2 protein-coding genes and 4 pseudogenes are annotated in these 16,523 nt (G+C 74.9%); all 6 read left to right on the top strand.

What is annotated here, in order from left to right; translation table 11 throughout:
- Positions 1-38: 38 nt before the first annotated feature.
- Entirely contained in the window at positions 39-9,638 is a 9,600-nt protein-coding gene (locus tag ACFPQ9_RS18090) for a type I polyketide synthase (protein WP_417803693.1), read from the top strand.
- A gap of 28 nt (positions 9,639-9,666) precedes the next feature.
- Positions 9,667-9,723 (top strand): annotated as a pseudogene (locus ACFPQ9_RS44640) (hypothetical protein); the annotation flags it as partial.
- Positions 9,724-9,825: 102 nt separating this feature from the next.
- Positions 9,826-10,449: pseudogene (locus ACFPQ9_RS44635) on the top strand (beta-ketoacyl [acyl carrier protein] synthase domain-containing protein); the annotation flags it as partial.
- 78 nt (positions 10,450-10,527) lie between these two features.
- A pseudogene (locus ACFPQ9_RS44630) lies at positions 10,528-10,818 on the top strand (hypothetical protein); the annotation flags it as partial.
- Between the two features lie 18 nt (positions 10,819-10,836).
- Positions 10,837-11,157: pseudogene (locus ACFPQ9_RS44625) on the top strand (ketoacyl-synthetase C-terminal extension domain-containing protein); the annotation flags it as partial.
- 165 nt (positions 11,158-11,322) lie between these two features.
- A partial coding sequence (locus ACFPQ9_RS18085) for an SDR family NAD(P)-dependent oxidoreductase (RefSeq protein ID WP_417803695.1) occupies positions 11,323-16,523 on the top strand: 5,201 nt, incomplete at its 3' end.

The raw sequence follows: 16,523 nt of genomic DNA, 5'->3' as shown, positions 1-16,523 counted from the left end.
CACCCCACCCGCAGGCCACGTACGCCTCCGCCGACGCGATGGGACATCCCGTGCAGGAAGAGCAGCAGGACACGGTCGTCGACTACCTCCGCCGGGTCACGGCGGAGCTGCGCCGCGCCCACCGGCGCATCGAGGAACTCGAGACGGACCGCGGCCCCGGAGCACCCGGCGACGACCCGGTCGCCGTCGTCGGCATGGGCTGCCGCCTGCCCGGAGACGTCACCTCGCCCGACGACCTGTGGCGGCTGGTCGACACCGGCCAGGACGCCGTCACCCCGTTCCCCGCCGACCGGGGCTGGGACCTGACCGCGCTGCTCGCCGAGAGCACCGCACGCGGCGGCGGATTCCTCGGCGGAGCCGACGCCTTCGACGCGGAGTTCTTCGGCATCTCGCCCCGCGAGGCGGCCACGATGGACCCGCAGCAACGGCTGTTCCTCGAAGTCGCCTGGGAGGCCCTGGAGAACGCCGGCATCGACCCGCAGTCCCTGCGCGGCAGCCGCACCGGCGTGTACGCGGGCACCTACCAGTGGGACTCAGGCCGCCCCGGCCCCGGCGACGGCGACGGCGTCGGACACGTCATGACCGGCACCGCCGCCAGTGTCCTGTCGGGGCGACTCGCCTACGTTCTCGGCCTCGAAGGCCCGGCCCTGACCGTCGACACCGCCTGCTCCTCCTCGCTGGTCGCCCTGCACACCGCCGTCCAGGCCCTGCGCACCGGCGAGAGCGAGCTCGCCGTCGTCGGCGGCGTCACCGTGCTGTCCGACCCGGCCGTCTTCACCGAGTTCAGCCGGCAGGGCGGCCTCGCCCCCGACGGCCGCTGCAAGGCGTTCGCCGCGGACGCCGACGGCACGGGCTGGTCCGAAGGCGTCGCCGTGCTCGTCGTCGAGCGCCTGTCCGACGCCCGCCGCCACGGGCACCCCGTCCTGGCGCTCGTACGGGGCACCGCCGTCAACTCCGACGGTGCCTCCAACGGCCTGACCGCCCCCAGCGGCCGCGCCCAGCAGCAGGTCATCCGGCAGGCCCTCGCCTCCGCCGGACTCGCCCCCGGCGACGTGGACGTCGTGGAGGCGCACGGCACCGGCACCCGGCTCGGCGACCCCGTGGAGGCGTCCGCGGTGCTCGCCACCTACGGCCAGGACCGTGAACGTCCGCTGCTGCTCGGCTCGTTGAAATCCAACATCGGGCACACCCAGGCCGCCGCGGGCGTGGCAGGCGTCATCAAGGCGGTGCTGGCCATGCGGCACGGCAGACTGCCGCGCACCCTGCACGCCGACGACCCGACCGACGCCGTCGAGTGGACCGCCGGCCGTGTCGAACTGCTGCGGGAGGCCGCCGACTGGCCGCGCACCGGCAGGCCCCGGCGGGCCGCGGTGTCCGCGTTCGGCATCAGCGGCACCAACGCCCACGTCGTCCTGGAGGCGGCCCCGGAACCCGCACCTGTCGCCGACGGCACCCCCATGGGCGCGGTGCCCTGGCCGGTGTCCGCCCGCAGCGCCGAAGCCCTCGCGGACCAGAAGACCCGCATACGTGAACGGGCGGCCGGGCACGATCCACTCGACGTCGGCCTCTCGCTGGCCGCCGGACGGTCCTCCTTCGAGCACCGGGCCGTACTGCTCGGCTCCGCCGAGGACAGCCCGCCGCTCGCCGAGGCCGTGGCGGGCGACGAGCCGTCCGTAGCCGTACTGTTCTCCGGCCAGGGCAGCCAGCGCCCCGGCATGGGACGCGAACTCGCCGCCCGTTTCCCAGTGTTCGCCGCAGCCTTGGACGAGATCCTCGCCGAACTGGACCCCCGTGTGCGGTCGGCGATGTGGGGCGAGGACGAAGGGACGCTGCACCGCACGGAGTTCGCGCAGCCCGCACTGTTCGCGGTCGAGGTCGCCCTCCACCGGCTCGTGGTGTCCTGGGGCGTACGGCCCGAGTACCTCATGGGCCACTCCGTCGGCGAGATCGCCGCCGCCCACGTCGCCGGCGTGCTGTCGCTGGCCGACGCCTGCCGGCTGGTGTCCGCGCGGGCCCGCCTGATGCAGGACCTGCCCGCCGGCGGCGCGATGGTCGCCGTGGCCGCCGACGAGGACGAAGTCCGCCCGATGCTCACCGACGGTGTCGTCCTCGGCGCCGTCAACGGGCCGCGTTCCGTGGTCCTCTCCGGCCCCGACGAGGCCGTGGACGCCGTCGCGGCCCGGCTGGCCGACGCCGGGCACCGCACGGCGCGCCTGCGGGTGTCGCACGCCTTCCACTCACCGCTGATGGAGCCCGCCCTCCAACCCTTCCGAGCGGCCCTCGCGGAGCTGTCCTTCGCCGAACCCACCCTGCCGGTCGTCTCCAACGTCACCGGGCGGCTCGCCGGGCCCGGTGAACTGACCACCCCCGACTACTGGGTACGCCAACTGCGCGCGACCGTCCGCTTCGCCGACGGCGTGCGCAGCCTGGGCGAACAAGGCGTCGGCGCCTGGCTGGAGGTGGGCCCCGGCGGTGTCCTCGCCGCCCTCGCCCAGGAGACCCTGCCGCCGGACGCCGTCGTCGCACCCCTGCTGCACGGCGGCCTGGACGAGGAGCACTCCGCCGTCACGGCCCTGGCCAGGCTGTACGTCCACGGCGTCCCGGTCGACTTCACGGCCCTGTTCGCCGGGACCGGGGCCGCACGGGTCGCGCTGCCCACCTACCCGTTCCGGCGTAGCCGCTTCCCCTTCCGCCATTCCGGCCGGCAGACCGACCGCACGGACCTGTGGTCGGCGCTCGGCCGCACCGAACCGGCCGCGCTCGCCGGCCGTCTCGGCGTCGCCGAGGACGCCGTACGCTCCGTCGTACCCGCCCTGCTGTCCTGGCGGTCCCGGCACCACAGCCGGGCTGCCGTCGATGCCCTGCGCCACCGCGAACACTGGCAGCCGCACACCTTCCCGTCGCAGGGTCGGACGTCCGGCCCGTGGCTGGTCGTCCTGCCCGAGCACGACAACCCCTGGGCCACCGCCCTGACCGACGCCCTCGGCTCGGCGGCCCTACCCGTCCGCTGCCCGGCCGGCACCGACCGCGCCACGCTCACCGCGCTGCTGCGGGACGCGGTGGGCGAGAGCGAGCCTGCGGGTGTCTTGTGCCTCACCGGGCTCGAAGCCACGGGGGCGGTGGAGACGGAGAGCACGGCAGCTGCGGCGGACACGGAGGGCACGCCGACCGGGAAGGGCGCGGCGCGCACGGCGAGCGCGGTGGACGTGCCCGCCGGGCTGCTCGCCGCGCTGACGGCCGTACAGGCGTCCGGTGACGCCGGGCTGCGGGCCCCCGTGTGGTGTGCGACCCGGGACGCCATGGCGGCCACCGACGCCGACCCGGCCCGTGGCCTTGCGGGAGCCGCACTCTGGGGCCTCGGACGTGTCGCCGCCCGTGAGATCCCCGACCGTTGGGGCGGCCTGCTCGACCTGCCCGCCGACGAGCCCACCGCGAACACCGTAGCCCTCGCGCTGGCCGCCCTCACGGCCTCGCGCGGCGAGGACGAAGTGGCCGTACGTCCCACCGGGGCCCTCGTACGACGTCTGGTGCCGGCCCCTCGACGGGAGCCTGCGAGGGCGGACGGGACGCCTATGGGCCGGCGGTCCGCGGGCGGTGGCGATGCCCCCGTACGGCAGCCGGTGCCGACGGCCCCACCTGAGCCCGAGGCGTCCGGCGGGACGCCCACCGGCTGGCGTCCCGCGGGCACCACTCTCGTCACCGGCGGCACCGGTGGCCTCGGCGCGCAGGTCGCGCGGCGGCTGGCCGAGGAAGGCGCCGAGCGTCTGCTGCTGGTCTCGCGCCGTGGCCCGGACGCGCCGGGCGCGGACGACCTGCGGCATGAACTGCTCGCCGCCGGCTGCGAGGTGGACATCGTCGCCTGCGACGTCGCCGACCGGGACGCGCTCGCCGCCCTGCTCGCCGCGATCCCCGCCGAGCGACCGCTGACGGCCGTGGTGCACGCGGCCGGAGTCCTCGACGACGGTGTCCTGGAGCGGCTCACCCCGGACCGGTTCACCGCCGTGTTCCGCGCCAAGGCGACCGCCGCCCTGCATCTGGACCACTTCACCCGGGACCACGACCTTTCGGCGTTCGTACTGTTCTCGTCGGTGTCCGGCGCCCTCGGCAACCCCGGCCAGGCCAACTACGCGGCGGCCAACACCGTCCTCGACACCCTCGCCGCCCGCCGGCGCGCCGAAGGGCTGCCCGCCGTGTCGATCGCCTGGGCCGCCTGGCGCGGCGCCGGCATGGCCGCCGGGCTCGACGCCGGACAGGGCCGACGGTCCGGTCTGGGCGGCCTCGACCCCGAACTGGCCCTGACCGCCCTGCTGGAGGCCACCGCCGAGCCCCACCCCACCCTCCTCGTCGCCGACCTCACTCCCCTGGCCACCGCACTGCGCGCGGGCCCGCGCCGCAGTCCGGTCCTCGACGGCCACCCCGCGGCCCCGGCCCCGCACGCGGCCACCCCATCGCTGGCGGACCTGCTGCGTAAGGCGCCCCCCGCCGAGCACACCACGCTCGTCCTGGACGCGGTGCGCGCCGAGTCCGCCGGGGCCCTCGGTCACCGCCGGGCCGCCGACGTACCGCCCGACCGGGCGTTCCGGGCCTCCGGGTTCGACTCGCTCACCGCTGTGGAACTGCGCAACCGGCTCGTCGCCGCCACCGGCCTGCCACTCGCCGCCGGAGTCGTCTTCGACCACCCCACCCCGCGCGAACTCGCCGAACATCTCCTGTCCTTGCTGACCGGCACCGCCGAGGCCGCCCCCGCAGAGTCGCCCGCACGTGGCGGCGACGACGCCGACCCGGTCGTGATCGTCGGCATGGCCTGCCGGCTGCCCGGCGGCGCCGACTCCCCGCAGCTCCTGTGGGACCTGCTCACCGAGGAACGCGACGCCATCGGGCCGTTCCCCGCCGACCGCGGTTGGAACCTGACGGAGTTCGCGGACGGCGGCCGCCTCGAAGGCGGATTCCTCTACGACGCCCATGACTTCGACGCCGCCTTCTTCGGGATCTCCCCGCGCGAGGCGGTCACCATGGACCCCCAGCAGCGGCTGCTGCTGGAGACCGCCTGGGAGGCCGTGGAGCGGGCCGGTATCGACCCGCACACCCTGCGCGGCACCCGCACCGGCGTCTTCGTCGGCAGCAACGGACAGGACTACGCCCACGTCGTCAGCGGCTCCGCCGAGCGTACCGAGAGCCACGCCGCCACCGGGCTCGCCGCCAGCGCCCTGTCCGGCCGCGTCTCCTACACCCTCGGCCTGAACGGACCCGCGGTCACCGTCGACACCGCCTGCTCCTCCTCACTGGTCGCCCTGCACCAGGCGGTGCGCGCGGTCCGCGCCGGCGAGTGCGAGCTCGCCCTCGTCGGCGGGGTCACCGTGATGACCGACTCGGCGAGCTTCGCCCGTATCCAGCGGCTGGGCGCCATCGCCCGCGACGGCCGGTCCAAGGCGTTCGCCGAGGACGCCGACGGCACCGGCTACTCCGAGGGCGTCGCCCTCCTGGTCGTCGAGCGGCTCAGCGAGGCCCGGCGCCGGGGCCATCGGGTACGGGCCGTGATCCGCGGGTCCGCCGTGAACCAGGACGGCGCCTCCAACGGGCTCACCGCACCCAACGGGCCCGCCCAGCAGCGCGTCATCCGCGAGGCCCTCGCCGACGCCCGCCTCGCGCCGGCCGACGTGGACGCCGTCGAGGCGCACGGCACCGGCACCCGGCTCGGCGACCCCATCGAGGCCGGGGCCCTCCTCGCCGCCTACGGCCAGAACCGCGAACGGCCCCTGCTGCTGGGGTCGGTGAAGTCCAACATCGGTCACACGCAGGCGGCGGCAGGCGCCGTCGGCGTCATCAAGACGGTACTGGCCCTCGAGCACGGCACCGCGCCGCGCACCCTGCACGCCGACACGCCCTCCACCCGCGTCGACTGGACCACGGGCGCCGTACACCTGCTGCGGTCCGCCCAGCCGTGGCCCGACACCGGACGCCCCCGCCGTGCTGCCGTGTCCGCGTTCGGTATCAGCGGCACCAACGCCCATCTCGTACTGGAGCAGGCGCCCCCGCAGCCCGCCGACGAGCCCACCGCGGAGGCGGCCCCGCCCGTCGACACCCTCGACGTGCCCCTGCTCCTGTCCGCCCGGACCGCTCCCGCACTGGCCGAACAGGCCGCCCGCACCGCCCGGTTCCTGCGCTCCCGGCCCGGGACCGAACCCATGGCGGCCGGCTGGTCGCTCGCCACCACCCGCGCCGCCCACCAGCACCGGGCCGTCGTCCTCGGCCACGACCGCGCCCGGCTCCTCGACTCGCTGGACGCCCTGGCCACCGGCACCGCCGACCCCGCTGTCGTAGTCGGCACGACCGCCGACAGCGCCACCGGCCCGGTGTTCGTCTTCCCCGGTCAGGGCTCCCAGTGGTGGGGCATGGGCCGCGAACTGTACGACACCTCAAGGGTGTTCCGCGCCACGGTCGACGACTGCGCCGACGCCCTCGCCCCCTACGTCGACTGGTCGCCCGTCGATCTTCTGCGCGGCGACGGCGACGACCCCGACGTACTGGACCGGGCCGACGTCGTACAGCCCGCGCTGTTCTCCACCATGGTCGCGCTCGCCGCCCTGTGGCGTTCCCTCGGTGTCGAGCCGGGTGCCGTAGTCGGCCACTCGCAGGGCGAGATCGCCGCCGCGCATGTGGCGGGTGCCTTCACGCTGGAGGAGGCGGTCCGGCTGGTGGCGCTGCGCGGCCGGACCATGCTCGAACTCGGCGGACTGGGCGGCCTGATGACGGTGTTCGCACCGGTCGACCACGTCGAACCCCTCTTGGCGGCGTGGCCCGGACGGGTCGGCGTGGCCGTCCTCAACGGGCCGTCCACGGTCGTCGTCTCCGGAGAGAACGCCGCGCTTGCCGAACTGCGCGAGGAGTGCGCGCGAAGGAACCTGCGCACCAAGGACGTCAAGTCGGACATCGCCGGGCACGGTCCGCAGACCGAGGCAGTGAAGGACCAACTACTGTCCGCACTGGGAGAGTTGAACCCCCGCCCCGCTCTCGTTCCGTTCTACTCCACGGTGACCGGTGGCCGGCTCGACACCACCTCCCTCGACGCCGGCTACTGGTACCGCAACCTGCGGCAGACCGTGCGCATGGAAGCGGCCACCCGTGCGCTGCTCGCGGCCGGGCACCGGGTGTTCGTCGAGAGCAGCCCGCATCCCGTCCTGGCCGGGGCGATCGGTGAGACCTGTGAGGCGGCGGGCGCGGAGGACGCCGTCGTCCTCGGCTCCGTGCGCCGACAGGCCGGCGACGCCCGCGCCTTCCTGCTGTCGGCTGCGGCGGGCTGGGCGGCGGGGCTGACCGTCGACTGGCGGCCCTGCTTCCCGTCCGCCGCCCGCGCCGAGCCGGCCGTCGAGCTGCCCACCTACCCCTTCCAGCGGCGCCGCTACTGGCCCACCCCTGAAGCCGCGCCCGCGCGGGCGGGTTCCGGCCTCGGCGAGGACAGCGCCTTCTGGGACCTCGTGGACGACGCCGACAGCGCCCGACTCGCCGCCGAGACCGGGGCCGGTGAGCCGGAACTCGCCGCCGTCCTGCCGGCCCTCGCCGACTGGCGGCAGCGGTCCCGGCGGCGGGCGCCGGCGGCCTCGTGGAGCTACCGGGATGCCTGGCAGCCCCTGCCCGCAGGGCATTTGGCGGGAGGTACCGAGGATGGTCGTCGGTTGTCTGCGGGTGCGTCGGGGCTGGTCGCGCCCACGCGACGGAGCCGCATATGTGACAGTCCCGCGCCCCTTTCGCCCCTTCGGGGCGCTGCGGAGCGGCTTGTCGTCGTTCCAAGTACCCATGCCGACGATCCCTGGGTGGCCGCTGTTGTCGGCGCCCTCGGTCCCGGCACCGCCGGCATCGAGGTGGACCCGGCCACCGTCGACCGCGCCTCGATGTCCGCCGCCCTGCCCGCTGAACTCTCCGTCGTCGTATCCCTGCTGGGCCTCGCCGAAGAGCCTGGCGACGCTCGGCAACCGGCCGTACCCGCCGGGCTCGCCGCCACCGTCGCGCTGCTCCAGGCACTCGCCGACCGGCCCGCCGGACCCCGCCTGTGGTGCCTGACCCGCGAGGCCGTCGCGGCCGTCCCCGGCGACAGCGTCCGCCACCCGGTCCAAGGCGCACTGTGGGGCCTCGGCCGGGTCGCCGCACTCGAACACCCCGCACTGTGGGGCGGCCTGGCCGACCTGCCGGCCACTGTCGACACCCACTCCGGCACGGTGCTCGCAGCGCTGCTCACCGCCGACACCACCGAGGACCAACTGGCCCTGCGCCCCTCGGGCGCGTACGCCCGCCGCCTCGTCCCCGCCGGAGAGCCCACCCCCGCCACACCGTGGCGCACCGGCGGCACCGCCCTCATCACCGGCGGTACCGGCGCCCTCGGCAGCCGGCTTGCCCACTGGGCCGTGGCCCGGGGTGCCAGGCACGTCCTGTTGGTCAGCCGGCGTGGGCCCGACGCGCCCGGTGCCGACACCCTCGTCAAGCAGCTCGGGGCACTCGGTGCCCGTGTCACCGTTGCCGCCTGTGACACCGCCGACCGGGGCGCACTTGCCGCCCTCCTCGACGGTCTGCCCGCCGGCCAGCCGCTGAGCGCCGTCATCCACGCGGCCGGCGTCTCCGACGGAGATGGCGAGATCGCCGCGCTCACGCCGGACACCCTTCAGAGGCTGCTCGCCGCCAAGCTGCTCGGTGCTCGGCACCTCCACGAACTCACCGCGGACCGCGACCTCGACGCGTTCGTGCTGTTCTCCTCCGGCGCTGCTTCCTGGGGCAGCGGCGGCCAGCCCGCCTACGCCACCGCCAACGCCTACCTCGACGCGCTCGCCGCACACCGCCGCGCTACCGGTCTGCCCGCCACGTCCGTCGCCTGGGGCGCGTGGGGCGAGACCGGGATGGCCACCGAACCCGGCCTCGCCGCCGAACTCACGCGCCGCGGTGTCCACCCCATGGACCCCGACACCGCGCTCGCCGCCCTGCAACGCGTCCTCGACGAGGACGTGACCGGCCTGACCGTCACGGCCACCGACTGGGCGGCGTTCCTGCCCGCCTTCACCGCCGCCCGGCCCAGCCCCCTGCTGTCCGGACTGGCGCCCATCGATGCAGGGTCCGACGATCCCGCCCCCGAGCCCGGCCTGCGCGACCGGCTCGCCGAACTGCCCGACGTCGAACGCGCCCGACTGCTCCTCGACCTGGTCCGCACCGAGGCCGCCGCCACCCTCGGCCACTCCGGCGCCGACGCCGTACCCGCCGAACGCGCCCTGCGCGACCTCGGGTTCGACTCCGTCAGCGCCGTCGATCTGCGCAACCGGCTCAAGACCGTCACCGGCCTCGCCCTGCCCGCCTCCCTCGTCTTCGACCACCCCAACGCCGCGGCCGTCGCCGCCCACCTGCGCACCGAACTCTTCCCCGACGCCCCGGCAGCCACCGCCGCCGGCGACGACCCGGACGCCGCGGTCCGCGCCGCCCTCGCCGCCGTACCGCCCGCCCGGCTGCGCAAGGCCGGACTGCTGGACCTGATCCTGCGACTCGCCGACGGCGACCCCGCGACCACCGACGCCCCCACCGACGGGGACGACCCGCACGACCTGGACGCCCTCGACGGCGAGAGCCTGCTGCGGCTCGCGGCCGAGACCACCTCGGACTGACGCCCCGCCCGACTTGAGAGAGCCCGCATTGAACACACCCAACCCCTACGTAGAGGCGCTGCGGACCTCCCTGAAGGAGAACGAGCGGCTGCGGCGGCACAACCAGCAGTTGCTCTCCGCGGCCGTGGAACCCATCGCCGTCGTCGGCATGGGCTGCCGCTACCCCGGCGGCGTCGCCTCCCCGGAGGAACTGTGGGACCTCGTCGTCGACGGACGGGACGCCATCGGCCCGTTCCCCGCCGACCGCGGCTGGGACCTGGCCCGCCTCACCGGCGACGGACCCGGCGGCAGCCGCGCCCACGAGGGCGGCTTCCTCGACGCGATGACCGAGTTCGACCCCGCGTTCTTCGGCATCGCCCCCCGCGAGGCCCTCGCCATGGACCCCCAGCAGCGGCTCCTGCTGGAGACCGCGTGGGAGGCCCTGGAACGCGCCGGCATCGCCCCCACCGCACTGCGCGGCAGCCGCACCGGAGTCTTCGCGGGCACCACCATCCAGGACTACGGCAAGGTCGTCGCCGAAGCCCGCGAGAACATGGACGTCTACGCCACCACCGGCCACGCCGCCGGCGTGCTCTCCGGGCGCATCTCCTACGTCCTCGGCCTCGAAGGGCCCGCAGTCACCGTCGACACCGGCTGCTCCTCCTCCCTCGTCGCCCTGCACTGGGCCGTGCAGTCGCTGCGCACCGGCGAGTCCACGCTCGCCCTCGCCTGCGGCGCCACCGTCATGTGCACCCCGGGCACCTTCGTCTCCTTCACCGCACAGGGCGGCCTCGCCGCCGACGGCCGCTGCAAACCCTTCTCCGCCGCGGCCGACGGCGTCGGCTGGAGCGAGGGCGCCGGCGTCCTCGTACTGGAACGCCTGTCGGACGCCCGCCGCAACGGCCACCCCGTGCTCGCCGTCGTCCGCGGCACCGCCCTCAACCAGGACGGCGCCTCCAACGGCATCAGCGCCCCCAACGGTCCCGCGCAGCAGCGCGTCATCCGCGCCGCCCTCGACAACGCCGGCCTCACTCCCGACCGGATCGACGCCGTCGAGGCCCACGGCACGGGCACGACACTGGGCGACCCCATCGAGGCCGGGGCCCTCCTCGCCGCCTACGGCCAGAACCGCGAACGGCCGCTGCTGCTGGGCTCGGTGAAGTCCAACATCGGCCACACCCAGGGCGCCGCCGGAGTCGCAGGCGTCATCAAGACCGTCATGGCACTGCGGGCCGGCCTGCTCCCGCGCAGCCTGCACGCCGAGCAGCCGACCCCCGACGTCGACTGGACCGCGGGCTCCGTACGGCTCCTCACCGCCAACACGCCCTGGCCGCGGACCGACGCCCCGCGCCGGGCCGGCGTCTCCTCCTTCGGCATCAGCGGCACCAACGCCCACATCGTCCTCGAACAGGCCCCGCCCACCGAGGAACCCGAGGCCACGCCGGTCCCGGCCGCCCTGACACCGTGGCCGGTGTCCGCCCGCACCGCCACCGGTCTCGACACCCAGCTCCACCGGGTCACCACCGCCGCGACCGACCTGCCTGCCCTGGACGTCGGCCACTCCCTCGCCACCGGACGCGGTCACCTGGACCACCGCGCCGTGCTCCTGCCGTACGAGGACGGGCTCAGGGAACTGGCGCGCGGCACGGCCGGAGAAGGCGGCCTCGCCTTCCTGTTCACCGGCCAGGGCAGCCAACGCCTCGGCATGGGACGCGAGTTGTACGACCGTTTCCCCGCGTTCGCCGAGGCCCTCGACGAGCTGCTCGGCCACCTCGACCCCGCCCTGCGCGACGTCATGTGGGGCGACGACGAGGCCGCGCTCCACCGCACCGAACACGCCCAGCCCGCCATCTTCGCCGTCGAAGCAGCCCTCCACCGGCTCGCCGCATCGCTCGGTGTGCGTCCCGGCTTCGTCGCCGGGCACTCCATCGGCGAGATCACCGCCGCGCACGTCGCCGGGGTGCTGTCCGCCGAGGACGCCTGCACCCTCGTCACCGCCCGAGGCCGCCTCATGCAGGCGCTGCCCGAGGGCGGCGCCATGGTCGCCGTGGCGGCGAGCGAGCAAGCGGTGCGTCCGCTGCTCGGGGACGACGTCGCCCTCGCCGCTGTCAACGGCCCGGCCTCCGTGGTCCTGTCCGGAGCCGAGGCCGCCGTACTCGCCGCCACCGAGCGACTCCGCCACACCGGGCACCGCACCCACCGGCTGGCGGTCTCCCACGCCTTCCACTCACCGCTGATGACGCCGGTCCTCGACGACTTCCGTGCCGTCGTCGCCGGGCTCACCTTCGACGACCCGCGGCTGCCCCTCGTCTCGACCGTCACCGGCCGCACCGCCACCGCACGCGAACTGCGCGACCCCCACCACTGGACCCGGCACACCGTCGCCACCGTACGGTTCGCCGACGCCGTACACACCCTCGCCGCCCAGGGCATACGCGCCCACCTCGAACTCGGCCCCGACGGTGTCCTCAGCCCCCTCGTCGACGAGACCCTCACCGACCCCGAGACGATCGCCGTACCCCTCCTGCGCGCCGGCCGCCCCGAGGAACTGTCCCTCATCACCGGTCTCGCCCGGCTGCACACCGCGAGCACCGCCGGAACCGTCGACTGGGCCGCCCTCTACCAGGGCACCGGTGCCCGCCGCGTCGACCTGCCCACCACCGCCTTCGAACGACAGCCCTACTGGCCCACCGGAACCGGCCGCCCCCGGGACGCCGCCGGCCTCGGCCTCGGCGCGTCCGGCCACCCGCTGCTGGCCGCCACCGTCGACCTGGCCGACGGCGAGGGCGTGCTCCTCACCGGCCGCCTGACCCCCGCCCGGCAACCATGGCTCGCCGACCATGTCGTCCACGGCCGCGCCCTGCTACCCGGCACCGCCTTCCTGGAACTCGTCCTGCGAGCCGGCGACGAAGTGGGCTGCGACCGCGTCCACGACCTCACCCTCACCGCCCCGCTCGAAATCGCCGCACGCGAGGCCGTCCACCTCCAGGTGCGCGTCGGCCCACCTGCCACGGACGGCCGCCGCCCCGTCACGGTCCACTCCCGCCCCGACACCGCCGACACCGACGCCGGGGCCGAGTGGACCGTTCACGCCACCGGCCGGCTCGACACGGCGCCGGACAGCGGGGCCCACCCGCCCCTCGACACCGCCTGGCCACCGCCCGGTGCCGAGCCCATCGACCTCACCGACTGCTACGACCACCTCGCCGACCGCGGCTTCGACTTCGGGCCGGTCTTCCGTGGCCTGAGCGCCGCCTGGCGACGCGGCACCGAACTCTTCACCGAGGCCACCCTGCCGCGCCCCGGACACAGCGACGCCACGGCCTTCCTGCTCCACCCGGCCCTGGCCGACGCGGCCCAGCACGCCGCCACTTACGGCGACCTCGGCACCCTCGGCGAAGGCGGCCTGCCCTTCTCCTGGGAGGGGGTCCGCCTGCACGCCACCGGCGCCACCGCCCTGCGCACCCGCATCGCCCGCCTGGACGACGACACCGTCACCGTGACCGCCACGGACCCCGCGGGCAACCCGGTCCTGACGGTGGACGCCCTGATCACGCGCCCCGCGACCATGACCGCCCACAACACCCCCGACGCCCTGTTCACCGTCGACTGGCAACCCCTGGGCGGGACCCCGGCCACCGACCTCCAACTCGCCGTCGTCGGCCCCGACGCCGAGGACCTGGCCGCCATCCTGCGCGCTCCCGGCACCACCGTCACCGTCGCACCCGACCTCGCCGCGCTCGAAACGGCACCCCCGGTAGTCCTCACCCGCATCCCCTGCCAGACCGACGCCACACCCATGCGCGGAGCCCTCCGGGCAACTACCGGACACGTCCTGAGCCTCGTCCGGTCGTGGCTGGCCGACCCCCGCTTCGCCGACTCCCGCCTCGTCGTCGCCACCCCCGCCACCGGTGACCTCCCGGCCGCCGCCGCACGCGGCCTCCTGCGCACCGCCCGGACCGAGAACCCCGGCCGCATCACCGTCCTCCACCTCGACGGCCCCACCGACGGCGAACTGCTGCGCCGCGCCCTGACCACCACCGAACCCGAAGTACGCGCCGGCGCCGAGGGCCTGCGCGTCCCGAGGCTCGCCCGAGCCCCGCGCACCGCAGCACAGCACCCGGCATGGGACGTCTCCGGCACCGTCCTGATCACCGGCGGGACCGGCGGCCTCGGGGCCCTCGTCGCCCGCCACCTCGTCAGCCGGCACGGCGCCCGCGACCTCCTGCTCGTCTCCCGCCGGGGCCCCGACGCCCCGGGCGCCGACCGGCTCACCACCGACCTGACCGAACTCGGCGCCCGCGTCCGCGTCGCCGCCTGCGACATCGGCGACCGCGACGCCCTCGCCCGACTCATCAACGGTGAACGCCTCACCACCGTCGTCCACGCTGCCGGCACCGTCGACGACGGCGTCGTCGACGCCCTCACCGCCGAACGCCTCTCCGCGGTCCTCCACCCCAAGGCCGACGCCGCCTGGCACCTCCACGAACTCGCCACCGGCGTCGGCACGTTCGTCCTGTTCTCCTCGGCCGCCGGCACCCTGGGCGGCGCCGGCCAGGCCAACTACGCCGCCGCCAACGCCTTCCTCGACGCCCTCGCCGCACACCGCCACGCCCTCGGCCTGCCCGCGCTCTCCCTGGCCTGGGGACCCTGGGACGTCGCGGGCAGCGCGATGACCGGCGAACTGGCCGACGTCGACCGGGCACGCCTGGCCCGCTCCGGCTTCCCCTTCCTCACCCCCGACGACGGCCTGTCCCTCCTCGACGCCGCCCCCGCCACCGGCCACACCACCGTCCTCCCCATCCGCATCGACCTCACCGCGCTGCGCGCCCGGGACGACGTCCCCGAACTCCTCAAGGGCCTGACCGCCGGCCGCCCCGGAACAGGCCGTACGACACTGACCACGCCCACGGGCAGGGCTACGCCCACGCCCCCCGCCACGGTCACGGCCGCGTCCGCCGGCGCTCCGACGGAAGCCCTCGCCCACCGACTCGCCCCGCTCGACCCCGCCGACCGCAGGACCGCACTCCTCGACCTGGTCCGCGCACAGGTGGCCGTCGTCCTCGGCCACCTGGACGCCCAACGCATCGAGCCCGGCCGGGCCTTCCGGGACCTGGGCTTCGACTCCCTGACGGCGGTGGAACTGCGGAACGCGCTCGCCGCCGCGACGGGACTCCGCCTCCCCGCCACCCTGATCTTCGACCACCCCACACCCCGGGCGCTGGCCGAGCACCTGCTGTCGAACCTGTTCCCGGACACCGCCACGGGCACCACGGCACAGGTAGCGCCATCCACGACGACCCCCGCCGACGACCCGGTCGTGGTCGTCGGGATGGCGTGCCGCTACCCGGGCGGAGTCCGCTCACCGGAAGACCTGTGGCGGGTGGTGTCGGAGGGCGTGGATGCGGTGGGCGAGTTCCCGTCCGACCGTGGCTGGGACCTGGAGCGCCTGTACCACCCGGATCCGCAGCACCCCGGTACGTCGTCCACGCGGGCGGGTGGGTTCCTGCACGACGCCGGTGGCTTCGATGCGGACTTCTTCGGGATGAGTCCGCGGGAGGCGTTGGCGACGGATGCGCAGCAGCGGTTGCTGTTGGAGTCGGTGTGGGAGGCGGTCGAGCGGGCGGGTATCGACCCGGCCTCGCTGCGCGGCAGCCGGACGGGCGTCTTCGCCGGTGTCATGTACAACGACTATCGGGAGTTGCTGCCGGGGGAGGAGTTCGAGGCTTTCCGGGGCAACGGCAGCGCGCCGAGCATTGCTTCGGGGCGGGTGGCTTATGCGCTGGGTCTAGAGGGGCCCGCGGTATCCGTTGATACGGCGTGTTCGTCGTCGCTGGTGGCGTTGCATTTGGCGGCGCAGGCGTTGCGGGGTGGTGAGTGTTCGCTTGCGGTGGCCGGTGGTGTGACGGTGATGTCGACGCCGACGACGTTTGTGGAGTTCTCGCGGCAGGGCGGTCTTGCGCCGGACGGGCGGTGCAAGGCGTTCGCCGATTCGGCTGATGGGGTCGGGTGGGCCGAGGGTGTGGGTGTGCTGCTGCTGGAGCGGCGGTCGGATGCCGTGCGCCACGGTCATCGGATCCTCGCCGTGGTGCGGGGCAGTGCGGTGAACCAGGACGGTGCGTCGAATGGGTTGACCGCGCCGAATGGTCCTTCGCAGCAGCGGGTGATCCGGCAGGCGCTGGCGTCGGCCGGGTTGTCGGCCGCCGAGGTGGATGCGGTCGAGGCGCACGGCACGGGCACGACGTTGGGCGACCCGATCGAGGCGCAGGCGCTTCTCGCCACTTACGGTCAGGATCGTGAACGGCCCCTCCTGCTCGGCTCCGTGAAGTCCAACCTGGGTCATACGCAGGCCGCTGCCGGTGTCGCCGGTGTGATCAAGAGTGTGCTGGCGATGCGGCACGGTGTCGTTCCGCGCACCCTGCATGTGGACGCGCCGTCCTCGCATGTGGACTGGTCGGCGGGTGCGGTGGAGCTGGTGCGCGAGCAGGTGGCGTGGCCGGACAGCGGCCGCGCCCGCCGCGTCGGAGTTTCCTCGTTCGGGGTCAGCGGTACGAATGCCCACCTGATTCTTGAGGAGGGGCTGGAAGAGCCGGAGGCCGTGGACGACCCGTCCGGGATCGTCCCGTTGGTTGTGTCCGGCAGGACGGCTGAAGCGCTCGACGCTCAAATCGAGCGTTTGAGCGCGGGCGTTGAGGGGTCAGCCCTCAATCTTGGCCACGTACTTGCCACGGGACGGACCCGCTTCGCCCATCGGGCGGTGTTGTTGGCGTCTGGGGAGGGTGCCACCGAGGCGGCCAGGGGAGTGGCGTCCGAGGGGGCGTTGGCGTTCGTGTTCTCGGGCCAGGGCGCCCAGCGTCTGGGGATGGGCCGGGAGCTGTACGGCCGTTTCCCGGTGTTCGCGCAGGC

Source organism: Streptomyces coerulescens (assembly GCF_042657965.1).
Classification (GTDB): Bacteria; Actinomycetota; Actinomycetes; order Streptomycetales; family Streptomycetaceae; genus Streptomyces; species Streptomyces coerulescens.
This window is presented reverse-complemented; position numbering and strand designations above follow the sequence as displayed.